This is a genomic window from Insulibacter thermoxylanivorax (assembly GCF_015472005.1).
GTDB lineage: Bacteria > Bacillota > Bacilli > Paenibacillales > DA-C8 > Insulibacter > Insulibacter thermoxylanivorax.
On sequence record NZ_BMAQ01000043.1, the window covers coordinates 1 to 22,951 of the forward strand.

Below are 22,951 nucleotides of genomic sequence, written 5' to 3' on the forward strand. Positions count from 1 at the left end.
CCTAAGTTTATGTGAGGATGTGTCCAAACTTAGGGGGCTAATCCGCCTATTCCGTTAGCATCAGCATGCGTACAATAGCAACGGCAAACGCAACGGCAAACGCAACGGCAAACGCAACAGCAACGCAACAGCAAATGCAACAGCAACGCAACAGCAAATGCAACAGCAGACGCAACTTTAAGCGCTGCAGCACATGCACATCTGCCTGCGCAGCATCGCCAAGCGGAGAGTCGGCGCGGCTGTCCTAACTTTCATAGTTATGATTCCCAACCTGTCCGCATAGGTTGTACAGAGATCAGCAGGACAGGGGGATGCGGGGCGATGAATGCTTACTTGAGTATGGATCCGGCGGTGTATACCGGTCAATTCCTGGCGATCTTAGTGATGGCGCTGGCATTGGGGCTGGATGCCTTCTCCCTGGGAGTCGGGATCGGGATCAGGGGGATCCGGCTGCTGCACATCATGAAGATCAGCTTCATCGTCGGTATGTTCCACATCCTCATGCCCCTAATGGGGATGTTCACCGGCAACTATGTCAGCACGCTGCTGGGCAATATCGCGACGTTGTGCGGCGGCCTCCTGTTGGTCATACTCGGTTCTCATATGGTATACAGCACATTTCATACTGGACAGATGGAGCCCATCGATCATCATACGTTTCTGGGCTTGATGGTGCTTGGCCTCAGCGTGAGCGTGGATTCCTTCTCCGTCGGCCTGTCCCTTGGGCTGTTTCATGCTGATATCCTGCTGACGATGATGCTGTTCGGTCTATGCGGGGGGCTGATGGCGGCAGGAGGTCTGTGGCTTGGCAGGCACTTCAATGGCCTGCTCGGCGATTACGGGGAAGCCGTTGGCGGGTTGATTCTCATCCTCTTTGGCATTAAGTTCTTGTGGATATGAGTTTTAGGGCGGTATGTGCAAGGTGCAGAGGCGGGATGGGATCTGATAACCAAAAAGCATCGAAGAGATCATTCGGTCATCCCTCCATAATATTCTTAATCTAAGGTACAATAAGATAGATAACCTTGCGGCTGATTGCATGCAGCATTAACTGAGCATGAGATGTGATTTTCGGACAGGGTATCGACGCCTCTCTTCTCCATGATACAATCACGAAGGGATAAAGCGGCTGTGAAAGTGTACAAATGCAGTAAAGGAAAGCAGCCTGGATCGGATGTCAGCTCACATGATCGGGCGCCAGGTTAAGCAACGCTGCAGCTTGGTGCGGCAACCGCAAGATTAGAGGAGGAAGACCGATATGATGCGCATATTGTTTGTATGCACAGGCAATACATGTCGTTCGCCAATGGCGGAAGCTATATTCAACCATATGGCCAAGCAAGCCGGCATCGCAGCAGAAGCCCGCTCGGTCGGCGTCGCTGCTCTTACCGGCACGCCGATGTCGGACAAATCGCAAAAAGCGCTCAAAGACCGGGGCATCTCCGCAGAGCATCGATCTAAGCTTTTGAGCGAAGAGGATATTGCTTGGGCTGATCTGATCTTGACGATGACGATCGGGCATAAGCGGGCGGTCATAGAGCAGTACCCGGATGCGATCGACAAAGTCTACGCGCTCAAAGAATATACCCGGGATGATCTGGAATTGCGTCGTCACCTGGAGGAACGGGAGTCGCTGATCGCCGGTATGCAGCTGAGCATTGCGGCGAATCAGCCCCTCGATGAACGGGATAAGGAGCGGCTGTTGGAATTGGAACAGCTGCTTCCAAATTTCGATATTGCGGACCCTTTCGGCGGGGATCAGCGGGTGTATGATCATTGTGCGGTTGAGATCGAAGAAGAGCTCAAGCGGCTGATCGATAAATTGCAAGGATCTGCGAACGGACTTTATGAAGGGTCTGCGGGCGAGAAACTGTCAGGAATTGAATCTGAGCATCTTCCTGAATCAGGAGACATGCATCTGCCAGGAACTGAAGACGAACATCGATTAGGAACTGAAGACGAATATCAGTCAGGGGCTGAAAACAATCATCTGCCAGATGCTGGTGATGGGAACGAACAGAACATGGAGAGCGGCGAAGGCGGGGAGAAACAAGATCCATCCTAAGCGGAAACCGCCATACATCATCTTCAATACTAAACGAGCCCGGCATGAATAGGGATGCACAGGGCTCGTTGTTGTATGCGCAGGTTTAGGCATGGGATGTTAATATGAGATGTTAATGTTAACGTGGGATGTTAACGTGGGGATGTCTACGTGAGATGTTACGTGGGATGCTAACGGAATCTGATTCCGGTATTATGGCGGTTTGCAGCATCACGGTGATGTGCGCCTATTCGGCGGCGAAAGCATGCCGCTGCAATTCTCACTCCATCGCTCATCTAACGTTGTATCGATCACCAGTATGCTTCCGTGTTCGTTCGGCGATGCATACACGATAGGCGAGCCGTGCTCGATATCCGGCGGCGGTGTGAGAGCTCCTGTGCGGCCATCCTCCACGGGTTCCGGAAAGGTCTCATGATAGAAACTCACCACCGTCTTCTGGATGCTGTGAAACAGAGTGACGAAGGAGTAGGCTCCCGGCACCTTCATGTTCACCGCCAGAGTCAGCACAGCTGAACCGATGAAAACCGCAGCGATATACCGCAGTCTCTGATTCCAGCGCTGCACAGATCTGCGCCTTGCAAGCCGCTCCTCAACCCTCTTCCAAGACTCGGTGCTGTCCGGAATCTCGATCTCCTCGTATATTCGCTTCAGCGCTTGTTTTAATGTTTGATCCTGTCGATTATCATGGTCCATCATCGATCCCACTTTCTTCGAAACTGTTGGAGCAGCTTCTTTCTGGCGCGGAACAGCTTCTGACTGGCGGCTGTTTCCGCCAGACCGAGCATCTCCGCGATCTTCTTAAGCGGCCGTTCATCGACATAGTACAGCATGATCATCAGACGGTAATCCGGTTTGAGTTCAGCGATCGCTTCGTACAGCAGTTCATCGCGGATCATCTCTTCCACATGTTGGTCGATGGGCAGCTCTCTAGCCGCGCTCGCTTCATATATGCTCTCTATAGTATTGACGTCTTCCGCGTACAGGATATGACGCTCTCTGTCGATTCTTTTTAAGTAATCCAGTGCTCTGTTGCGGGCAACCTGCCTAATCCAGGGCAAGATCCTCTTCACATCATACTTATGAACAGCCGAGAGGATCTTGAAGAAGGATTCTTGGATCATATCTTCGGTCGCTGCGTGATCTTGCAGCAGATAGTAGATATCTTTGTATACATACGAATAGAAAGAGCGATAGATCGTTTGCTGCACTTCGGGATTTAAACCTTCAAATTGGAGGAGGAGATAGAACCATTCTTTCATGCCGCTGATCCTTTCAACATTCACTAATTAACAGGCGCACGCATTTTCGTACAGTAAATTAGCATATATACCAGATTTTAAGCATAATGGCTTAGGATGTAAAGGATGCGCCGTTGGTTGCAGCTTCAAAGGAGGGCTTTACAGAAATTTCGAAATGAAGTATGATGAAATCAACATTCTTGGCCTGATGTGACTGGCGACAGAAGTGGGTTAACCACGGTGGAGCATCAGGCAATACGGCCGGTCGCCTGGGCAGAGCACTTCGCGCTGATGAAGCGCTAGGTTGCTCTGCCCGTTGTCATTTTTCGATACACAAAGGGATGCTTCCAGAGTGTCGAACATCTCTGACCTGTGCCGTGAACATGGGTATAATAGAAGTCAGTTAAGGAGGTTATCACTTATGAAAATTGCTATCGGTGCTGATCACGGAGGTTTCCGGCTGAAAGATGAGATCATCAAAGTCATCAAGGAGCTCGGCCATGAAGTGATGGACTTCGGCTGCACATGCGGGGATTCGGTGGATTATCCGGACTATGCCCTCCCGGTATGCGAGCAGGTGGTATCCGGCAAAGCGGACCGCGGCATCCTCATCTGCGGCACGGGCATCGGTATGTCGATTGCTGCGAATAAGATTAAAGGGATCCGCTGCGCGTTGGTTCATGATGTTTTCTCAGCTAAGGCAACAAGAGAGCACAACGACACGAATGTCCTGGCGATGGGAGAGAGGGTCATCGGTCCCGGACTGGCAGCGGAGATCGTCCGCGTATGGCTGACGACGGAATTCTCGAACGAACCGAGACACGTGAATCGGATTCAGAAGGTACAAGCACTGGAGGAGAAGCAATCCTAATCCGCTTCAAGAACCATAACGATCCTTGAATCATAACGATGGAGGTGGCGGGACAGATGGCGGATCTTGCGATGATCGCAAGACAGACGGAGACGATCGTGCGTGAGACGGCGGAAGCAGCCAAACTCACCGCAGGCAGACTGCTGGTCATCGGTGTGAGCACCAGTGAGGTGATCGGCCAGCGCATCGGTACCTCCGGTGCTCTGGAGATTGCGGAGGCGATCTTCACGGGAGTGGAGAAGGTGCGGCAAGAGTCCGGTTTCTGGACAGCCTACCAATGCTGTGAACATCTGAATCGCGCGCTCGTCATGGAGCGTTCGGCAGCCGTGGCTATGGGGCTTGAAGAGGTAACAGCTGTACCGGTGCCGAATGCAGGAGGATCGATGGCAGCTTTGGCCTACCGCAAGCTTGCGGAGCCCTGTCTGGTCGAAGCCGTAGAGGCGCATGCCGGCATCGATATCGGGGAGACGCTCATCGGCATGCATCTGCGCCGTGTAGCTGTACCGTTCCGCCCGTCGCTGCGTCAGGTGGGCGAAGCGAGAGTGACCGCGGCCTATACCAGGCCGAAGCTGATCGGCGGAGAACGTGCAGTATACAGACTAGAAGCGAACTCAGAAGGAAACTGTTGATCCAGTCCAGCTGAAGCGCCGTACGAACATCCAAATGTCGATACGGCACGTCATTACGGCGTGAATGCAGGCGGTAACTATATTTCATGATAGAAGGGTGATGAAGCAATATGGAACATCTACGCAAGGCCGATCCGGAGATCTTAGCTGCGATGGGCCAAGAACTGAAGAGACAGCAGGATAATATCGAATTGATTGCATCGGAGAATATCGTCAGCCGTGCGGTCATGGAAGCGATGGGTTCCGTGCTGACGAACAAGTACGCGGAAGGCTACCCGGGCAGACGTTACTACGGCGGATGCGAGTACGTCGACATCGTCGAGGACATCGCACGGGAGCGGGCGAAGCAGCTGTTCGGTGCGGAGCATGTGAACGTGCAGCCGCATTCCGGGGCACAAGCGAACATGGCGGTATATCTGGCAGCACTTAATCCCGGCGATACGGTACTGGGCATGAACTTAGCGCATGGCGGTCATCTTACGCACGGCAGCCCGGTGAATGCCTCCGGAATCCTGTATAACTTCGTTGCATACGGCGTCCATCCGGAGACGTATATGATCGACTATGATGAGGTGCGCAAGGCGGCATTCAAACATCGGCCGCGCATGATCGTAGCCGGTGCCAGCGCCTATCCGCGGACAATCGACTTCGAAGCCTTCGCTTCCATCGCCAATGATGTGGGAGCCCTGCTGTTCGTCGACATGGCTCATATCGCCGGCCTGGTGGCAGCGGGTCTGCATCCGAACCCAGTGCCTCATGCGCACTTCGTGACGACGACGACGCATAAGACACTTCGCGGGCCGCGCGGCGGCATGATCATGACGCGCAAGTCTTGGGCGGCGGCGATCGACAAGGCCGTCTTCCCGGGTACCCAGGGCGGACCGCTGATGCATGTCATCGCGGCGAAGGGCGTAGCCTTAGGCGAAGCTTTGAAGCCGGAATTCAAGGCTTATGCAGAGCGAGTAGTGAAGAACGCGAAGGTGTTGGCCGAAGCGCTGATGGCGGAGGGCATCGATGTCATCTCCGGCGGTACGGACAACCATCTGCTGCTGCTTGACCTGCGCAGTTTGAATATCACCGGCAGAGATGCGGAGCAAGTGCTCGATGAAGTGCGGATCACCGTCAACAAGAACGCGATCCCCTTCGATCCGACCAGCCCGTTCGTGACAAGCGGCATCCGCATCGGCACGCCGGCGGCGACCACACGGGGCATGGGCGAGGAAGAGATGAAAGTGATCGCGAAGATCATCGCTTCCGTTCTTAAGGCTCCTCATGATGAGAGCGTGAAGGAGAAGGCCCGCGCGCAAGTGCAGGAGCTGACGGAACGCTTCCCGCTGTATGAAGGACTGGAATACTAAGCACACAAAGAGCAAGCAGCGAGCTCGACCAAATAAGCCCAAACAATAGGCGCCAAACTCAAGCCAATCAGCGGCGGCAGCCTGTGAGCCGGCATGCCGCATGATTGTGGTGACACCCTCTTATTCTCCGGAATAGGAGGGTGTTTGCTTTTTCCATTATTTGATCGTCATAAGTCTGCTCCTTCGGTGAGAAAATTTGGAGGACATCAACATGCGGGAGGCCGCCGCAGCAAAGCGGCCGCCACTAGAGAAAGGAGCGAACCTGTCATGAGGCGTGGATTCACGATGTTGTCCATCCTGGCAGTCCTAGCGCTGGCCCTGCTTACGACGATCAAGCTTCCCTTGAACGAGCCGGCGGGGGGCGGCCGGTCCCCGTATCACTTCGGCTTCAAGCGAAGCAAGGATGGAAGTCTCCCCTCCATCGAACAGGAAGGATTCAAGACGATTCTGGAGAAGCATGGCGCGATTTTCCTGGGCGATTCTTCGCAGAAGGAACTCTACCTTACCTTTGACAACGGCTATGAGAACGGCTATACGGCGAAGATCCTTGATGTTCTGAAGGAGAAGCAGGTGCCGGCGGCATTTTTTGTTACCGGGCATTATGTGAAGAGCGCGCCGGACCTTGTGCAGCGCATGGCCGAAGAAGGGCATATCGTCGGCAACCACTCTTGGTCCCATCCCGATATGACCACCCTGTCCGATGCGAAGATCAAAGAGGAACTGGTGAAGGTCCAAGAGGCCGTAGCGAGCCTGACCGGTCAGAAGGAGATGCGGTACCTGCGGCCGCCGCGGGGCATCTTCGATGAACGAGTCTTGGCGGTCAGCCGTGATGCCGGATATACCAGCGTTTTCTGGTCGATTGCTTATGCCGATTGGGATAAGAAGCAAGTGCGCGGCGCGCAGTATGCCTACGACAAGGTAATGGGCCAGCTGCATCCCGGCGCGGTCATCCTGCTTCATGCCGTATCGAAGGACAATGCCGATGCCCTTGGCCGCATCATCGATGATGCCCGGGCACAGGGTTATGAGTTCAAAAGTTTGGACGATCTGCAAGTCCGAAATTACTGATGGATAACGGAAGGAATGAAGTCAGGGCGAGGCGGTTGCGGATGGAATGAAGTCAGGGCGAGGCGGCGGGCGGAATGGATGATGATGGTTGCATGATCGGATGAGTGAAGGGCCGCGTGCTCTTTGCTCTTTTTGTATGGGCTGGATCTTGTTTTGTATCCGATTTTCAATCGTGCTAATATGGAATGAAGAAGAAGGAGGCGATGATGGTGAACTCTTCGAACATCCAACGGGCAACCTTTGCCGGAGGCTGCTTCTGGTGCATGGTATCTCCATTCGAAGATATGCCCGGCATCTTAAAGGTCGTGTCCGGATATACCGGCGGGCATAAAGAGAATCCGACCTATGAAGAGGTTTGTGCAGGTACCACCGGTCATTATGAAGCCGTGCAGATCACTTACGATGAGGATATCTTCCCCTATACCCGCCTGCTGGAGATCTACTGGCAGCAGATCGATCCGACGGATCCGGGAGGCCAGTTTAACGACCGCGGCCAGTCCTATCAGACGGCGATCTTCTATCACAATGAAGAGCAGCGGAACGCTGCCGAGGCTTCGAAGCAAGAGCTCGAAAGAAGCGGGCGCTTCAACAAGCCGATCGTCACGAAGATTCTCCCGGCAGGACCTTTCTATGAAGCTGAGGAGTATCACCAGGACTTCCACAAGAAAAATCCGTTTCATTACAAACGGTACAGGGAAGCATCCGGGCGCGATGCCTTCATCGAGAAGCATTGGATGAAGAAACCGGACCCGGAAGAACTGCGCAAGCGGCTGACACCGATGCAGTACGAGGTCACGCAGAACAACGGGACCGAACCGCCGTTCCAGAACGAATATTATGACCATGATGAGCCGGGGATCTATGTGGATATCGTGTCCGGCGAACCGCTGTTCAGCTCCTTGGACAAGTATGATGCAGGCTGCGGATGGCCAAGCTTTACAAGGCCGCTACACAGCTACAACATCAAGGAGAAGTTGGATCTCAGCCACAACATGGTCCGTACGGAGGTACGCAGCAGGTGGGCGGATTCTCATCTGGGTCATGTGTTTAACGACGGTCCGCCTGAGCACGGCGGGCTGAGGTACTGCATCAATTCTGCGGCGCTGCGCTTCATCCCCTTGGAAGATCTGGAGAAGGAAGGATACGGGGAATACCGGGTTCTCTTCGAGCAGAGGGAGCAGCAGAAATAACCTGATCCAGCCCTGACTGTATGAGGCTGTGCCTTGTTCAACCTATCGAACGTAAAATGTAAACTTTCATCGCCATAACTTCACGGTACTGTACAATGATTTTCATCTCTCGTGTATTTTGCAATTGCATCGAGCCAAGACCTGTAATACGCTTAACTAGCTGCCAGTCTGCGCCGGCCGCACAGCTGGCAGTACACTCTAACCGTACGGAGGCATCTGAAGAATATGGGTAAAGTAGTGGTATGCGATCATCCGCTGATCCAACATAAGTTAACGTACATAAGAGATGTGGAAACGAAGACTAAGGATTTTCGGCAGCTGGTCGATGAAGTGGCCATGCTGATGGCGTATGAGATTACGAGAGATCTCCCCCTGCAAGAGGTCGACATCAGGACGCCGGTATGTCCCACGAAAGGCAAAGTGATCGCCGGCCGCATGCTGGGCTTAGTGCCGATCTTGCGGGCGGGCCTGGGCATGGTAGATGGTGTGCTTAGGTTGCATCCAACGGCGAAAGTCGGCCATATCGGACTGTATCGGGATCCGGAGACGCTGCAGCCGGTGGAATATTACGAGAAGCTGCCATCGGATGTGCATGAGCGGGAATTGATCGTCATCGATCCGATGCTGGCAACAGGCGGTTCAGCCGCTGCGGCGATCTCTCTGCTGAAGAAGCGCAAGTGCACACAGATCAAGCTGATGTGCCTTATCGCTGCGCCGGAAGGCATCGAAGCGGTGCACAGCGAACATCCGGATGTGGATATCTATGTTGCAGCGGTGGATGAGAGACTGAATGAACAAGGATATATCGTACCGGGGCTCGGCGATGCCGGCGATCGGCTGTTCGGCACGAAGTGACCGGTACGAAGGAGATCATCGAAGATGATCGTATACGCCGGCGTATAGACGCCGGCTGCGCGGTCATCACGAGCCAGCGCCGCTCCCTCGTTCAGGGGCGGCTGTGAATATTATGGTAAGGGATGTAGAAATGATGTCTAAGTTAAGAGTCATGACGATCTTCGGCACACGGCCGGAAGCGATTAAGATGGCGCCTTTAGTGCTGGAGCTTAAGCGGTATCCGGAGGAGATCGAATCCCTCGTCTGCGTGACGGCTCAGCATCGCGAGCTCCTGGATTCGGTGCTGGAGATCTTCAAGATCACGCCCGACTATGACCTGAATGTGATGAAGGAGCGGCAGACGCTGCAGGAGCTCTCGATTCGCGTGCTGGAAGGGCTGGAACCGGTGTATCGAGAGGCGAAGCCTGATCTTGTCCTCGTGCACGGGGATACAAGCACGACCTTCTTAGCCAGCTATGCCGCGTTCTTGCAGCAGATCCGGGTCGGCCATGTCGAAGCGGGCCTGCGCACTTGGAATAAGCTGTCCCCTTATCCGGAGGAGATGAACCGGCAGCTCACCGGCGTGCTGGCTGATCTGCACTTCGCACCGACTTCTTGGTCGGCAGGGAATCTCCTGAAGGAGAACAAACCGGAGTCGGCGATCTACACGACGGGCAATACGGTCACGGACGTCTTCCAATATACGGTGCGGGAAGATTACAGCCATCCGCTGCTGACATGGGCGCAAGGCAAGCGGATCATCCTGATGACGGCCCATCGCCGGGAGAATCAAGGACAGAAACACCGTCAGATCTTCCAAGCGGTGAGACGCATCGCGGATGAGATGGATGATATCGCTGTCATCTATCCCGTCCATCCAAGTCCTGCTGTGAGAGAACCTGCTTATGAGATCCTAGGCGATCATCCGCGTATCCGCTTGACGGACCCGCTTGATGTCGTCGATCTGCATAATTTCTATCCGCATACCCATCTGATCTTGACGGACTCGGGCGGATTGCAGGAGGAGGCGCCGTCCTTCGGCGTACCGGTTCTCGTGCTGCGGGATACGACGGAGCGGCCGGAGGGGATCGAAGCCGGAACACTCGAACTTGCGGGGACCGAGGAAGAGCATGTCTATGCGAGGACGAAAGCGCTTCTTACGGACGAAGCGCTGTATCAGAGGATGAGCCAAGCAGCGAATCCCTATGGAGACGGACGCTGCTCACCCAGGATCGTACAAGCGATCTTGCATTATTTCGGTCGAACCAGCACCCGCCCAGAGGAGTTTAAAATATAGGTTCAATGACGTATATCACGCATCGACAATAGATATACGGTGCATGATTGTCGATAATTCGACGTTTTTGCAAATTCAGCTAATTCCTTCGATTGACAAACTAAATATCGCTTAGATAAAATAAGTAAGGATTATTGGGATTAGACCCAAGATTATGTTATAATTATGACCTGATGCTATAATTATAACATTGGCGGTGGTCTGCCAAACGTACCCAGTGAGGACGACGATGAATCCCAAGAAACCCGCACAGCCCCCGAGTTCATACAAGATTGCCTTAGCCTTCAGCGGCATAGGCGTCCAATTTGCAATCTGGATCATAATCGGATACTTGGCAGGCGCATGGCTGGTCAAGCATTTCGAGCTGTCACCATTGTGGAAGGGGCTCGGCGCTGTCGCCGGCATGCTTCTAGGTTTGGTGAGTGCGATCCTGCTGATGGTGAGATATCTGAGGGGGCAAGATGAATGACGGATATGGACAAGATCGTCCAGGCGATCACGAGAGTGACATACCTGTTGATATCGGTTTCCTTGCTGGGCTGGGTCTTCTTTCCCGATCTTCGTCCGATCATGGCGGGGTTCTTGATCGGTGCTGTGATCGGGTTGATCAATGTTCGCTATCTAGCGATAAGGATTCACAAAGTGACGGAGTCGGTTGTGAATCAAGAGTCGCGAAGATTCGGCCTGGGTTTTGGCATCCGCTTCCTGATTGCCTTGCTTGGGGTCATGGCCGCCCTTCGCTTAGAACAGATCTCCGTTGAAGGGACGGCAGCGGGATTGATCATCGTGCCGCTGCTGCTGATCCCGGTTGGGATTTTTCTGAGTATGAGGAGCTGAAGCTTCAAGGTTTTACTTCGCTGGAAAGGGGTGAATACTTTGAATGCATGATTCACCGATTATTAATATAGGCGGATTTAATATCGACTTATCTGCCGTAATTATGTTGACAGTCACCTGTGTCATCGCTTTCGTATTAGCGAGACTGGCAGTCCGCAATCTCTCCGTGGAGAATCCGGGTAAGCTGCAGAACTTCATGGAATGGCTGGTGGAGTTCGTACAGAACATCGTGGCCAGCGCCATGGATCTCCGCAAGGGGAAAGTGTTCATCTCTTTAGGTTTGACGCTGATGCTGTTCATCTTCGTGGCGAACCTATTGGGTCTGCCGTTCTCCATCGTAACGATTGCTGAAGGCGAGGTCCAGATCTTCGGTTATGCGATTGAGGCGACGAAGAATCTGGCGGAAGGAGAACATGCAGAACTTCTGTGGTGGAAATCCCCTACCGCGGATATCTCGATCACGACGGGACTGGCATTGGTTGTCTTCTTGGTGATACATATCCAAGGCTTAAGGATGAACCGGAAGCATTACTTAAGACATTATATTGAGCCTTATCCGATTTTCTTGCCGATCAATATCATCGAGCAGTTCTCGCGGCCGATCTCGCTGGCCATTCGTCTATACGCGAATATCTTCGCCGGCGAAGTATTGATCTACGCGATTCTGCAGGCAGGAATATTCGGAATTCCATTCCTGTCCGCATGGCAAGGCTTCAGTATATTCGTAGGTGCTTTGCAAGCCTTTATCTTCACGATGTTGACGATGGTCTACATCGGGCAAGCTGTGGTGCATGAGGAACATTAGTCCTATGCAATATAGATGAACTAAGTTTATTTTTAAACAAAATGGATATAGGAGGAAGTTAATTATGGAAATGTTAGCAGCAGCAATAGCAGTTGGTTTGGGGGCAATCAGTGCAGCCCTGGGGAACGGTTTGATTGTGAGCCGTACAGTGGAATCGATCGCGCGCCAACCTGAAGCAAGAGGACCACTGCAAACAACCATGTTCATCGGTGTAGGTATCGTAGAGGTCGTTCCCCTAGCCGCGGCCGTTATCGCTTTCTTGATTGTATTCGCTGGATAAACAAGATAGGGACAATATTCTAGCATGGCGGGGAAGGCAGAAGCCGTCCGCGCCTTTGTTTTGCATGAGGTATACGTGAGGGTATTGGAACCTGATTGAAGGGAGTGACTTCCTGCATGAATATTACATGGGAAAATATTGTCATGACCGTCGTTGCGTTCGGTATATTGTACTACTTTCTCCACAGATATGCCTTTGGTCCGCTGTTTTCCATCATGGAGAAGCGTCGTGAGCTCGTAACCTCACAGCTGAAAGAAGCGGAAGAGAACAAGCTCAGCAGCGAGAAGCTTCTGGCGGAACAGCGCGAGGCTTTGCAGCAAGCAAGAAATGAGGCTTCGGAGATCATCGAACGTGCGAAGGCGAATGCAACGAAGCAAGCGGAAGAGATCCTGAAGCTCGCACAGGAAGAGTCTGCTCGTATGAAAGAAGAAGCGGTCAAAGAGATTCAGCACGAGAAGGAGAAGGCGATTGCGGAAGTGCGCAGCCAAGTGACCGAGATGTCTGTGCTCATCGCTTCGAAGATCATCGACAAACAGATCGACGAGAAGACACAGTCCGAATTGATTGACCAGTACTTGAAAGAAGTAGGAGGTTAATCATGAGCGACCTCATTTTAGCCAAGCGCTATGCTAAAGCGCTGTACAGTTCCGCAGAAGAAGCGAACGCAGCTGAACAGATCGGCGAGCAGCTTAAGGCGGTTGTCGACTTGTTCGCGCAAGCGCAAGAACAGGACCCGATGGTTCGAAGCTTCCTGTCGCATCCTTCTGTTACGAATGAGGCGAAGATGGATGTGATCAAACAGGTCTTCGGAGATTCGTTGTCTGAATTGTTATACAATACCCTCGGCTTATTGATCGAACGGGGAAGATGGAGCCTTCTTCCGGCGTTGTATCAAGCATACGAGGAGATCGCTGACGAGAAGGCGGGAAGAGCGCGGGCGCTCGTGTACTCCGCTTACGAGCTTTCGAAAGCAGACAGCCAAGCGATCGCAGCGCAGTTCAGCAAGATTACGGGCAAACAGATCCTAGTGCAGAATATCGTCGATCGCTCCCTGATCGGAGGCATCCGCGTGCGGATCGGCGATCGGCTGTACGACGGCAGTATCGCAGGCAAGCTTGAACAACTGCGCAAACAATTGAAGCAGAATGCTTAAACGATAGGGGTGAGGTTCATGAGCATCAGACCTGAGGAAATCAGCACACTGATTAAGAAGCAGATTGAGAATTTTAAATCTGTAACTGAAGTACAAGACGTAGGTACGGTCATTACCGTCGGTGACGGGATTGCTCGCGCACATGGGCTGCAGAACGTGATGGCCGGCGAGCTCCTGGAGTTCGAGAACGGCGTAATGGGGATGGCACAGAACCTGGAAGAAGATAATGTCGGGATCATCATCCTCGGTCCTTATACCGACATCCACGAAGGCGATCAGGTGAAGCGTACAGGCCGGATCATGGAAGTTCCCGTCGGTGAAGCTCTGCTTGGACGCGTGGTGAACGCCATCGGCGAGCCGATCGACGGCAAGGGACCGATCCAAGCTTCGGAATACCGTCCGGTAGAAGCGCCGGCTCCAAGCGTTATGGACCGCAGATCGGTTCATGAACCGATGCAGACGGGGATCAAGGCGATCGACGCGATGATTCCGATCGGCCGCGGACAGCGGGAGCTGATCATCGGTGACCGTCAGACAGGGAAGACGACGATCGCGATCGATACGATCATCAACCAGAAAGGCAACGGCATGATCTGTATCTATGTAGCGATCGGCCAGAAGCAATCGACGGTAGCGAACGTCATGGAGACGCTCCGCAGACACGGGGCATTGGATTATACGATCATCGTCGCAGCGAATGCCTCCGAGCCTTCTCCGATGCTGTATCTGGCTCCATATGCAGGCTGTGCGATGGGCGAGTATTTCATGTACAAAGGCAAGCATGTACTCATCATCTATGATGACTTGTCGAAGCAAGCGGCTGCTTATCGTGAATTGTCCTTGCTGCTTCGTCGTCCTCCGGGCCGTGAAGCTTATCCCGGTGACGTCTTCTATCTGCACTCCCGTCTTCTGGAGCGTGCTGCGAAGCTGAATGATGAGCTCGGCGGAGGTTCCTTGACTGCACTGCCGTTCATCGAGACCCAGGCAGGGGACGTATCGGCCTATATTCCGACGAACGTGATCTCGATTACCGACGGACAGATCTTCCTGGAGACGGACCTCTTCTATGCAGGACAGCGTCCGGCGGTTAACGTGGGTATCTCGGTATCCCGGGTAGGGGGCGCAGCGCAGATCAAGGCGATGAAGAAAGTTGCCGGTACGCTGAAGCTCGACCTGGCGCAATACCGTGAGCTGGCAGCCTTTGCGCAGTTCGGCTCGGATATGGACAAGTCGACGCTGGCACGGCTGAACCGCGGGAAGCGGATGATGGAACTGCTCAAACAGGGCGTTCACCAACCGATGCCGGTTGAGAAACAGGTCGCATCGATCTACACAGGCGTAAGAGGCTATCTGGATGATATCCCTGTAGAGGATATCCAGCGTTTTGAGCGTGAGTTCTTAGCCTTCCTCGATGCTTCCCACCCTGAGATCCTGAAGGGCATAGTTGAGACGGGCGACTTGACGGAAGAGATCGACAAGGCGCTTGCCGATGCGGTTACGGAATTTAAGCAGATGTTCAAGCCTTCTGGATCGGTAGATTCGAACGAACAGTAAGACAGCGGATGAAGCGAAGCTGAACGTCACGAACACAAAGGTGGTGAAGAGATGGCAAAGGGATTACGCGAGATCAAACGCCGGTTGAAGAGCGTAAGGAATATGCGGCAGATCACAAAGGCGATGGAGATGGTCGCAGCCGCCAACCTGCGGCGCGCGCAGGTTAGAGCGGAATCCGCACGTCCGTATGCGGAGAAGATGCGTGAGGTGATCGCCACCATCGCTGCCGGAGCGAAGGAAGAAGTCCAGCATCCGATGCTGCAATCCAGGCCGATCAAGAGGACGGGCTACCTGATCATCACATCCGACCGCGGACTGGCCGGCGGGTACAACGCCAACCTGCTCCGCGAAGCGATCGAGGTGATCCATGAGCGGCATAAGTCGCCGGATGAATATGCGATCCTGGTCATCGGCCGTAAAGGGCGTGACTTCTTAAGAAGACGCGGCATCGAGATCGACGGAGAGATCACGGGTCTGCCGGATTCGCCGCGGTTCTCCGATATCAAATCGATCGCGGCCAGGGCGGTGCAGAAGTTCGCCGACGGCGAGATCGATGAGCTGTACATATGGTACAACAAGTTCATCACAGCTCTGACCCAGAGACCGACCGAAAGCCGTCTGCTTCCATTGGCGGATGTAGGCGAGCACAGCGAGATCAGTTACGAATACGAACCTTCTCCGGAAGCGGTGCTTGAGGTATTGCTGCCGAAATATGCAGAGACCCTCATCTTCGCCGCACTCCTCGAAGCGAAGGCGAGCGAATTTGGCGCACGGATGAATGCGATGGGCAATGCTACCCGCAACGCCAATGATATGATCCACACCTTGACGCTTGAATACAACCGTGCTCGTCAAGCTGCGATTACGCAGGAGATCACGGAGATCGTCGCAGGTGCGAATGCATCACAAGGATACTGATCCTTAACGGATACTTATATGACGGGATCTTATGACGGGATCAAGGTTCCCGGCACGAGCCAACCGTTACAGCAGAATAGATATCCAGCGTTAGCCAATATCATTTGAGGAGGGAATCATAGATGCACAAGGGTCGTGTTATACAGGTCACCGGTCCGGTTGTCGATATCGAATTTGAACGCGGGCACCTGCCGGAGATCATGAATGCGGTCAAGATCAAACACGAGCCGAAGTCCGAATATGAGCGTGCCATCGACTTGACCGTTGAAGTTGCTGTGCACCTCGGAGACAACGTCGCTCGTTGTGTCGCGATGTCCTCGACGGACGGCCTTGTTCGCGGCATGGAAGCGATCGATACGGGCGCGCCGATCACGGTTCCAGTAGGACCGGCCGTCCTGGGACGCATCTTCAACGTTCTGGGTGATACGATCGACAACAAGGGAGATGTAGAGGCGGAACTGAAGCTTCCGATTCACCGTCCAGCGCCGAAATTCGAAGACTTATCGACGGGCACGGAGATGCTCGAGACAGGGATCAAGGTCATCGACCTGCTCGCACCATATGCGAAGGGCGGTAAGATCGGACTGTTCGGCGGTGCCGGTGTCGGCAAGACCGTCCTCATCCAAGAGCTCATCAACAACATCGCGCAAGAGCACGACGGTTTGTCTGTATTTGCTGGTGTAGGAGAGCGGACCCGTGAAGGGAACGACCTCTACCATGAGATGAATGAAACCGGCGTAATCAACAAGATGTCCATGGTCTTCGGTCAGATGAACGAACCGCCGGGAGCACGTCTGCGCGTCGCTCTGACGGGACTGACGATGGCGGAGTACTTCCGCGACTACGAAGGCAAGGACGTTCTGTTGTTCATCGACAATATCTTCCGCTTCACGCAGGCAGGGTCCGAGGTTTCTGCATTGCTGGGCCGCATGCCTTCGGCGGTTGGATATCAACCTACGCTGGCTACGGAGATGGGTCAGCTGCAAGAGCGGATCACCTCGACGAAGAAAGGTTCCGTTACCTCGATCCAGGCGATCTACGTTCCGGCGGACGACTATACGGACCCGGCTCCAGCTACCACTTTCGCGCACTTGGATGCAACGACAAACCTGGAGCGTAAGATTTCGGAGATGGGAATCTATCCAGCCGTTGACCCGCTGGCTTCGACATCCCGCATCTTGACGCCGGAGGTCGTGGGCCAAGAGCACTATGAGGTAGCGCAGGGCGTAAAACGCCTGCTCGCTCGTTACAACGAGCTGCAAGACATCATCGCGATCCTCGGTATGGACGAGCTGTCGGATGAAGACAAGATCGTCGTAGCCCGTGCACGCCGTGTACAGCGCTTCTTGTCGCAGCCATTCCACGTGGCCGAAGCGTTCAACAATATACCTGGTAAGTACGTTCCGGTTAAAGAAACCGTTCGGAGCTTCAAGGAGATCCTTGAAGGGAAGCACGACCATCTGCCTGAGGCAGCATTCCTATATGTAGGCACGATCGAAGAAGCCGTGGAAAAAGCAAAGAACATGTGACGTTAGGAGGCCAATTCATTGAAGACATTTCAATTAGAAGTTGTCACTCCTGAACGCAAAGTGTACAGCGGCGATGCCACGATGGTGATCGTGAAAGGAATCGAAGGCGAACTCGGCATCATGGCGAATCACCTGCCCTTCGTCACGCCTCTGCAGATCGCTCCGGTCAGGATCAAAACGCCGGATCAAGACGAGCATGTGATCGCAGTGAACGGCGGATTCATCGAAGTTCATAACAATAAAGTCATCATCCTGGCTGAATCCGCTGAGCTTCCGGAAGAGATCGATATCGACCGCGCTGAGCGGGCCAGGGAGCGTGCGGAGGAAAGATTGCGCAGAGCCAAACAGGAGAAGATCGACTACCACCGCGCTGAAATGGCGCTGCAGCGGGCGATTAACCGTCTGCGCGTAGCCGGCCGCGGCCGTTGATGGTTGATTCCTTCAGGGTCACATGTTCTTACCCGTGTGGTCACAAAGAAGGGGCTGTCCAAAAAGTCAGTATTCACTGGCTTTAGACGCCCCTTTATTATTATGTATGAGACAACAGATTCTGTTGTCTCATAGTACGCGTAAGGATAACCTGCATTCGTAACGCAAAGGGGCTGTCCTTCAGTCAGTCATCGCTGACTTATTGGACAGCCCTATTGCATGAATACCTTATGACATGATGCACTATATATGATCTATGTGTAGTTCATTCATATATGTTCAATCTTCGCGATCTTGATCATGGTCAATAAGTCTAACCGTCGGTGAAAGTTGATCCCATTCGATGATGCCGTCTTCCTTTAAGTCTTTGAGCTGTTTGGTCAAGGTATTAAAGGAACGGATTCCGGTCATCTCCTGAATCTCTTGCAGAGTGGGATCTTCTTTCGTCTTGTCATAATGCAGTTTAATCGCACGATAGATCAGTCGCCTTCGCGCCTCACCTTTGCTGCTCGTTCGGGGCTCGGGTTCAGGTCCCATGTAAGACATCTACTCCTCTCAAAAATGTATTCAGAATTAATTATAACACTTATTAATTTATTTCACAAAAAACGCTTACAAGCGAAAATGACGAGAAGAGTTAGATAAATGGAGGTTTGTTCATGAAAAGTTTGAAGTTTTCGAAAAATAGAACGAAACATTCATTTAATTTTCCCAACTCATTTATAATAGGATATTGACTAAGGGGGGATGTTATGTCAAATAGGTTAGACACATCAGGGCTTCATTTGCTATAATTGATGGGAAATTTATGGACATTAAGAGAATGGAGGCGGTTAGATGGGCTATGCCAACAACTATATCATCGTCGTCATTTTTATATCATTAGGCATATTATTACCAATTATTGCGCTATCAATTGGAAGATTGCTCCGCCCGCATAAACCGAGCGAAGCGAAGGCGGAAACTTATGAGAGCGGGAATACTCCCGTTGGAGACAGCAGAGTACGCTTCAATGTACGCTATTATCTATTCGCACTGATGTTCGTTATATTCGATGTTGAGACCGCTTTCCTATATCCTTGGGCAACAGCCTATGACCAATTGGGGTTATTCGCGTTGATTGAGATGTTCATATTTGTTTCATTGCTTGTAGTAGGTTTAATATATGCATGGAAGAAGAAGGTGCTAAAATGGCATTCGATTTGAGCACAGTGAAGCTGGATGATGCACAAGAGCAGCTCGAGCGCAATGTATTTCTCGGCACACTTGAACAGATCAAAGGCTGGGCGCGCAGCCATTCCCTGTGGCCGCTGCAGTTCGGTCTGGCTTGCTGCGCGATCGAAATGATGGGAACCGGGGGCGCACACTATGATCTGGATCGCTTCGGCGTGATCTTCCGTGCATCGCCAAGACAAGCGGATGTGATGATCGTTGCCGGTACCGTTACGAAGAAGATGGCCCCGCTTCTCCGGCGGCTGTATGACCAGATGCCGGATCCGAAGTGGGTGATCGCCATGGGTTCCTGTGCAACGGCTGGAGGTCCGTATGTGAATTCATATTCCGTGGTGAAGGGTGTGGACCAGATTGTACCAGTGGACGTCTATATCCCAGGCTGTCCGCCGAATCCTGCAGCGCTGATCTACGGCATCAACAAATTGCAGGAGAAGATCCGCTACGAAGCTAAGACAGGGAAGCGGGTGATCCAAGATGAGTGAGGAGCAGAAGAGAGCCGAGCAGTTGGAAGATCAGAAGCAGGCTGACCAGCAAGAGCAGAAGCAAGATCAGACAGGTGCGCAGGAAAAGAAGCCGAAGGAGCCGTCGCCGAATCAGCCGCTCCTTGATAAAGCAGCGAAGCTGATCCGCGAGCAGGTTGGCACCGAGGCCGTGGAAGAGGCGTATATCAACGAAGCGGACAGTCATCTGCCCGTTGTTGCGGTGAAGGCTTCGCACTGGTTCAGAATCGCCCAACTTCTCAAAGAAGAACTGCAGCTGGACTATCTGATCAATCTCTCGGGCGTGGACTACGAGACACATATGGAAGTGGTCTACCATATCGAGTCGTTCCAGACGGGCGAGAACTACTGTTTCAAAGTACGCACCGATCGGGAGGCGCCCAGCGTCCCGTCAGTAACCCCGGTATGGAACACGGCGAACTGGCCGGAACGCGAAGTCTATGATCTATTCGGGATCGATTTCCCCGGACATCCTGATCTCAGACGGATCATGATGCCGGACGACTGGGTCGGTCATCCGCTGCGCAAAGACTATGAACCGCTTGATCCGGAGGTGTGACCAATGGCAGTACGCACGGAAGAACTGTTACTGAACGTAGGGCCGCAGCATCCGAGTACACACGGTGTGTTTCGCATCATCGTCAAGATCGACGGCGAGGTCATCCAGGAAGCGATCCCGGTCATGGGATATTTACATAGAGGAACGGAGAAGCTTGCGGAGAATCTCAGCTATACGCAGATTATTCCCTATACGGATCGGATGGACTATCTGTCGGCTATGACGAACAATTACGTGCTGGTCTCCGCTGTTGAGAAGCTCATGCAGCTGGAGATCCCGGAGCGTGCGGAATATCTGCGCGTGATCGTCATGGAGCTGCAGCGCATCGCCAGCCACCTGGTATGGTGGGGGACCTATCTTCTGGATATCGGAGCGATGAGTCCCTTCCTCTTCGCCTTCCGCGACCGCGAGATCATCATCGATCTGTTCAATGAACTCTGCGGTGCAAGATTGACCTATTTTTACATGCGGGTCGGCGGCGTGAAGTGGGATGCTCCTCCAGGATGGATTGAGAAGGTAAGGGATTTCATCCCGTATATGCGCGAGCGGCTCAAGGTCTATGACGATCTGGTCAGCGGCAACGAGATCTTCCTGTCGCGGGTTAAGGGCGTCGGCCGTTATGATGCACAGACGGCGATCGATTATGGTCTGAGCGGCGCGAATCTGCGCTGTACCGGCGTGAAGCGGGATCTGCGCAAGGATCATCCATACAGCATCTATGACCAGTTCGAATTCGACGTGCCGACGCGCACCGAAGGGGATTGTTATGCACGTTATCTGGTGAGAGTTGAGGAGATCAAGGAGAGCCTGAAGATCCTCGAACAAGCCGTCGAATCCTTCCCCGAAGGACCGGTTATGGCGAAGGTTCCGCGGGTGATTCGTCCGCCGGAGGGCGAGGTCTATACCCGCGTCGAATCACCGCGCGGCGAGATCGGCTGCTATCTCGTCTCCCGCGGCAAGGACACCCCGTACCGTTTAAAGTTTAGAAGGCCGTCCTTTGTGAATCTGCAGATTCTTCCGAAATTGCTCGTCGGGGAGAGCATCACCAATCTCGTGACGATACTGGGCGGGATCGATATCGTCGTAGGGGAGGTCGACGCTTGATGGGAGAGTTACTGCTGCAGCCCCTGACATGGGGGAATTTTCTGATCTTTTTGGTCATGGCCGTTATCTTTCTCTTGATTATCCTGGGGATGGTGACATACGCCATCTATTTTGAACGGAAAATTCTCGGCTATATGCAGCTTCGTCCCGGCCCGAATCAAACCGGGAAATTCGGCCTGCTGCAAACCGTGGCCGATGTCTTGAAGCTTCTCATGAAGGAAGACACGATTCCGCAGGAAGCGGACCGGCCGCTCTTTAAACTTGCGCCTGTGATCACCTTCGTGCCTTCCTTCGTCGTGCTGGCGACGATCCCTTATTCGGAGAATCTCTACTTTGCGAATCTGGATATCGGCGTCCTGTACTACGTGGCGCTCTCTGGACTGTCGACGATCGGCATCGTCCTCGCCGGCTGGGCGTCCAACAACAAGTATGCCTTAATCGGCGGCATGCGGTCGGGCGCACAGCTCATCAGCTACGCGATCCCGCTTGTCATCTCCGCTGTCGGTGTGGTGATGATCAGCGGTACGATGAATCTGATCGGCATCGTCGAGAGGCAGGCCGGATGGTTCTGGAACTGGAATTTCTTGACCCAGATCCTTGCTTTCATCGTCTTCATCATCGCAGCGGTTGCCGAGTTGAACCGTTCCCCCTTTGACTTGCCGGAGGCAGAGTCGGAGCTGGTGGCGGGGTACCACGTGGAGTACAGCGGGTTCCGATTTGCCTTCTTCATGCTTGCTGAGTACGTGTATATGATCGCGATGTCGGCGCTGATCACGGTGCTGTTCCTCGGCGGTTGGCATGCACCCGCACCGTTCCTGGCGTTTATTCCCGGCATTATATGGTTTATCATTAAGTTTTGTTGTGTATTCTTCTTCATCATCTGGCTTCGCGGTACGATGCCGCGCATACGCGTCGACCAATTGATGAGTCTCGGATGGAAAGTGCTTCTTCCGTTGTCGCTGGCAAACATATTCATCACGGCAATCGTCATGGAGATCATCAGAGCGATCAACGGTTGAAGTGCATAAGACAAGGGGTGATTAGATGAAAGGCTTGGTCACAGGATTAGGCGTCACGCTCCGCAATATGACGAAGAAGAAAGTGACGTACAAGTATCCGCAGGAACCGCTAAAGATGCCGAACCGCTTCCGCGGCATCCAGCACTTCGATCCGGACAAATGCATCGTCTGCAACCAGTGTGCCCGCATCTGTCCGACGCAGTGCATCAGCTTGACCGGTAAGAAGAACCCGGACCCCGAGAGCAAGGTGAAGCTGGTCATCGATACCTTTGATCTAAACTTCGAGATCTGCATCCTGTGCGATCTGTGCACAGAGGTTTGTCCAACGGAAGCCATCGTCATGACGAACAATTTCGAGCTGTCCGTCTACAGCCGGGATGAGCTTTACAAGGACAAGGAATGGCTGGCTGCTAACAACACGAATATCCGGGAAGAGAACAATGTTTCCTTGCTCAAGGCCAAAAAAGGAGGCGCCGATTAA

Annotated in this window: 28 protein-coding genes and 1 riboswitch; of the genes, 25 read left to right on the top strand and 3 right to left on the bottom strand. The window is 53.2% G+C overall.

Annotation, left to right across the window (positions count from 1 at the left end; all coding sequences use genetic code 11):
- Window positions 1-321 precede the first annotated feature (321 nt).
- Together PRECH8_RS13225 and PRECH8_RS13230 are read left to right on the top strand one after the other, a co-directional pair.
- Window positions 322-900, top strand: a complete 579-nt coding sequence (locus PRECH8_RS13225) for a manganese efflux pump MntP (RefSeq protein WP_242457587.1) — start codon at window positions 322-324, stop codon at window positions 898-900.
- Between the two features lie 361 nt (window positions 901-1,261).
- Entirely contained in the window at window positions 1,262-2,065 is an 804-nt protein-coding gene (locus PRECH8_RS13230) for a low molecular weight protein arginine phosphatase (protein ID WP_276569120.1), read from the top strand.
- Between the two features lie 210 nt (window positions 2,066-2,275).
- Here PRECH8_RS13230 and PRECH8_RS13235 read toward each other — a convergent pair whose 3' ends face one another.
- Both PRECH8_RS13235 and PRECH8_RS13240 read right to left on the bottom strand, forming a co-directional pair.
- On the bottom strand, window positions 2,276-2,761 hold the full coding sequence (locus tag PRECH8_RS13235; RefSeq protein WP_200967566.1) for a hypothetical protein: 486 nt from the start codon (window positions 2,759-2,761) through the stop codon (window positions 2,276-2,278).
- On the bottom strand, window positions 2,758-3,324 hold the full coding sequence (locus PRECH8_RS13240) for an RNA polymerase sigma factor (protein ID WP_200967567.1): 567 nt from the start codon (window positions 3,322-3,324) through the stop codon (window positions 2,758-2,760). The genes PRECH8_RS13235 and PRECH8_RS13240 overlap by 4 nt, the downstream gene beginning before the upstream one ends.
- A 179-nt stretch (window positions 3,325-3,503) precedes the next feature.
- A riboswitch (ZMP/ZTP riboswitch) is annotated at window positions 3,504-3,585 on the top strand.
- Between the two features lie 139 nt (window positions 3,586-3,724).
- On the opposite strand from PRECH8_RS13240, the gene rpiB reads away from it, so the two are divergent.
- The 17 genes from rpiB to PRECH8_RS13325 all read left to right on the top strand — a co-directional run bounded on the left by rpiB (window position 3,725) and on the right by PRECH8_RS13325 (window position 18,055).
- Window positions 3,725-4,174, top strand: coding sequence for a ribose 5-phosphate isomerase B (rpiB, locus tag PRECH8_RS13245; protein WP_200967568.1), 450 nt, complete (start codon window positions 3,725-3,727; stop codon window positions 4,172-4,174).
- 38 nt (window positions 4,175-4,212) lie between these two features.
- The gene (locus tag PRECH8_RS13250; RefSeq protein ID WP_371871220.1) at window positions 4,213-4,803 is read left to right on the top strand and encodes a TIGR01440 family protein; all 591 of its coding nucleotides are present in this window, start codon (window positions 4,213-4,215) and stop codon (window positions 4,801-4,803) included.
- Window positions 4,804-4,913: 110 nt separating this feature from the next.
- Window positions 4,914-6,161 carry a serine hydroxymethyltransferase gene (glyA, locus tag PRECH8_RS13255; protein WP_200967569.1) on the top strand — a complete coding sequence of 416 codons (1,248 nt, stop codon included), beginning with the start codon at window positions 4,914-4,916 and terminating at the stop codon, window positions 6,159-6,161.
- Between the two features lie 267 nt (window positions 6,162-6,428).
- Window positions 6,429-7,229: a delta-lactam-biosynthetic de-N-acetylase gene (pdaA, locus tag PRECH8_RS13260; RefSeq protein WP_200967570.1), complete on the top strand. Its 801-nt coding sequence runs from the start codon at window positions 6,429-6,431 to the stop codon at window positions 7,227-7,229.
- Between the two features lie 185 nt (window positions 7,230-7,414).
- On the top strand, window positions 7,415-8,419 hold the full coding sequence (msrA, locus tag PRECH8_RS13265) for a peptide-methionine (S)-S-oxide reductase MsrA (RefSeq protein ID WP_371871221.1): 1,005 nt from the start codon (window positions 7,415-7,417) through the stop codon (window positions 8,417-8,419).
- Between the two features lie 225 nt (window positions 8,420-8,644).
- On the top strand, window positions 8,645-9,274 hold the full coding sequence (upp, locus tag PRECH8_RS13270) for a uracil phosphoribosyltransferase (protein WP_200967571.1): 630 nt from the start codon (window positions 8,645-8,647) through the stop codon (window positions 9,272-9,274).
- 133 nt (window positions 9,275-9,407) lie between these two features.
- On the top strand, window positions 9,408-10,550 hold the full coding sequence (gene wecB / locus PRECH8_RS13275; protein ID WP_200967572.1) for a non-hydrolyzing UDP-N-acetylglucosamine 2-epimerase: 1,143 nt from the start codon (window positions 9,408-9,410) through the stop codon (window positions 10,548-10,550).
- 229 nt (window positions 10,551-10,779) lie between these two features.
- Window positions 10,780-11,019, top strand: a complete 240-nt coding sequence (locus PRECH8_RS13280) for an AtpZ/AtpI family protein (RefSeq protein WP_200967573.1) — start codon at window positions 10,780-10,782, stop codon at window positions 11,017-11,019.
- Window positions 11,016-11,387 (top strand): ATP synthase subunit I, encoded by a 372-nt coding sequence (locus tag PRECH8_RS13285; protein ID WP_200967574.1) that lies wholly within the window; start codon window positions 11,016-11,018, stop codon window positions 11,385-11,387. The genes PRECH8_RS13280 and PRECH8_RS13285 overlap by 4 nt, the downstream gene beginning before the upstream one ends.
- 43 nt (window positions 11,388-11,430) lie before the next feature.
- Window positions 11,431-12,192 (top strand): F0F1 ATP synthase subunit A, encoded by a 762-nt coding sequence (gene atpB / locus PRECH8_RS13290; RefSeq protein ID WP_200967575.1) that lies wholly within the window; start codon window positions 11,431-11,433, stop codon window positions 12,190-12,192.
- A 64-nt stretch (window positions 12,193-12,256) separates the two neighbouring features.
- Complete coding sequence (gene atpE, locus PRECH8_RS13295) at window positions 12,257-12,472, top strand: F0F1 ATP synthase subunit C (RefSeq protein ID WP_200967576.1); 216 nt, start codon at window positions 12,257-12,259, stop codon at window positions 12,470-12,472.
- Between the two features lie 116 nt (window positions 12,473-12,588).
- Window positions 12,589-13,068 (top strand): F0F1 ATP synthase subunit B, encoded by a 480-nt coding sequence (gene atpF, locus PRECH8_RS13300; RefSeq protein WP_200967577.1) that lies wholly within the window; start codon window positions 12,589-12,591, stop codon window positions 13,066-13,068.
- Window positions 13,069-13,070: 2 nt separating this feature from the next.
- Complete coding sequence (locus PRECH8_RS13305) at window positions 13,071-13,625, top strand: F0F1 ATP synthase subunit delta (protein ID WP_200967578.1); 555 nt, start codon at window positions 13,071-13,073, stop codon at window positions 13,623-13,625.
- 18 nt (window positions 13,626-13,643) lie between these two features.
- Window positions 13,644-15,179 (top strand): F0F1 ATP synthase subunit alpha, encoded by a 1,536-nt coding sequence (gene atpA, locus PRECH8_RS13310; RefSeq protein ID WP_200967579.1) that lies wholly within the window; start codon window positions 13,644-13,646, stop codon window positions 15,177-15,179.
- A gap of 51 nt (window positions 15,180-15,230) precedes the next feature.
- Entirely contained in the window at window positions 15,231-16,097 is an 867-nt protein-coding gene (gene atpG / locus PRECH8_RS13315; protein ID WP_200967580.1) for an ATP synthase F1 subunit gamma, read from the top strand.
- A 122-nt stretch (window positions 16,098-16,219) separates the two neighbouring features.
- The gene (atpD, locus tag PRECH8_RS13320) at window positions 16,220-17,626 is read left to right on the top strand and encodes a F0F1 ATP synthase subunit beta (protein ID WP_200967581.1); all 1,407 of its coding nucleotides are present in this window, start codon (window positions 16,220-16,222) and stop codon (window positions 17,624-17,626) included.
- Between the two features lie 18 nt (window positions 17,627-17,644).
- Window positions 17,645-18,055 carry a F0F1 ATP synthase subunit epsilon gene (locus PRECH8_RS13325; protein ID WP_200967582.1) on the top strand — a complete coding sequence of 137 codons (411 nt, stop codon included), beginning with the start codon at window positions 17,645-17,647 and terminating at the stop codon, window positions 18,053-18,055.
- A 279-nt stretch (window positions 18,056-18,334) separates the two neighbouring features.
- Here PRECH8_RS13325 and PRECH8_RS13330 read toward each other — a convergent pair whose 3' ends face one another.
- Window positions 18,335-18,592 (bottom strand): LexA family protein, encoded by a 258-nt coding sequence (locus tag PRECH8_RS13330; protein ID WP_200967583.1) that lies wholly within the window; start codon window positions 18,590-18,592, stop codon window positions 18,335-18,337.
- Between the two features lie 300 nt (window positions 18,593-18,892).
- Between PRECH8_RS13330 and PRECH8_RS13335 the strand changes: the two genes are divergently transcribed.
- The 6 genes from PRECH8_RS13335 to nuoI are packed head-to-tail and all read left to right on the top strand — an operon-like array spanning window position 18,893 to window position 22,951.
- Entirely contained in the window at window positions 18,893-19,261 is a 369-nt protein-coding gene (locus PRECH8_RS13335; protein ID WP_200967584.1) for an NADH-quinone oxidoreductase subunit A, read from the top strand.
- On the top strand, window positions 19,246-19,770 hold the full coding sequence (locus tag PRECH8_RS13340; protein WP_200967585.1) for a NuoB/complex I 20 kDa subunit family protein: 525 nt from the start codon (window positions 19,246-19,248) through the stop codon (window positions 19,768-19,770). Before PRECH8_RS13335 ends, PRECH8_RS13340 begins: the two co-directional genes overlap by 16 nt.
- Window positions 19,763-20,347: an NADH-quinone oxidoreductase subunit C gene (locus PRECH8_RS13345; protein WP_200967586.1), complete on the top strand. Its 585-nt coding sequence runs from the start codon at window positions 19,763-19,765 to the stop codon at window positions 20,345-20,347. The genes PRECH8_RS13340 and PRECH8_RS13345 overlap by 8 nt, the downstream gene beginning before the upstream one ends.
- Window positions 20,348-20,350: 3 nt before the next feature.
- Entirely contained in the window at window positions 20,351-21,451 is a 1,101-nt protein-coding gene (locus PRECH8_RS13350; RefSeq protein WP_200967587.1) for an NADH-quinone oxidoreductase subunit D, read from the top strand.
- Window positions 21,451-22,470 (top strand): NADH-quinone oxidoreductase subunit NuoH, encoded by a 1,020-nt coding sequence (gene nuoH / locus PRECH8_RS13355; protein WP_200967588.1) that lies wholly within the window; start codon window positions 21,451-21,453, stop codon window positions 22,468-22,470. Before PRECH8_RS13350 ends, nuoH begins: the two co-directional genes overlap by 1 nt.
- Window positions 22,471-22,495: 25 nt before the next feature.
- Entirely contained in the window at window positions 22,496-22,951 is a 456-nt protein-coding gene (gene nuoI, locus PRECH8_RS13360; protein ID WP_200967589.1) for an NADH-quinone oxidoreductase subunit NuoI, read from the top strand.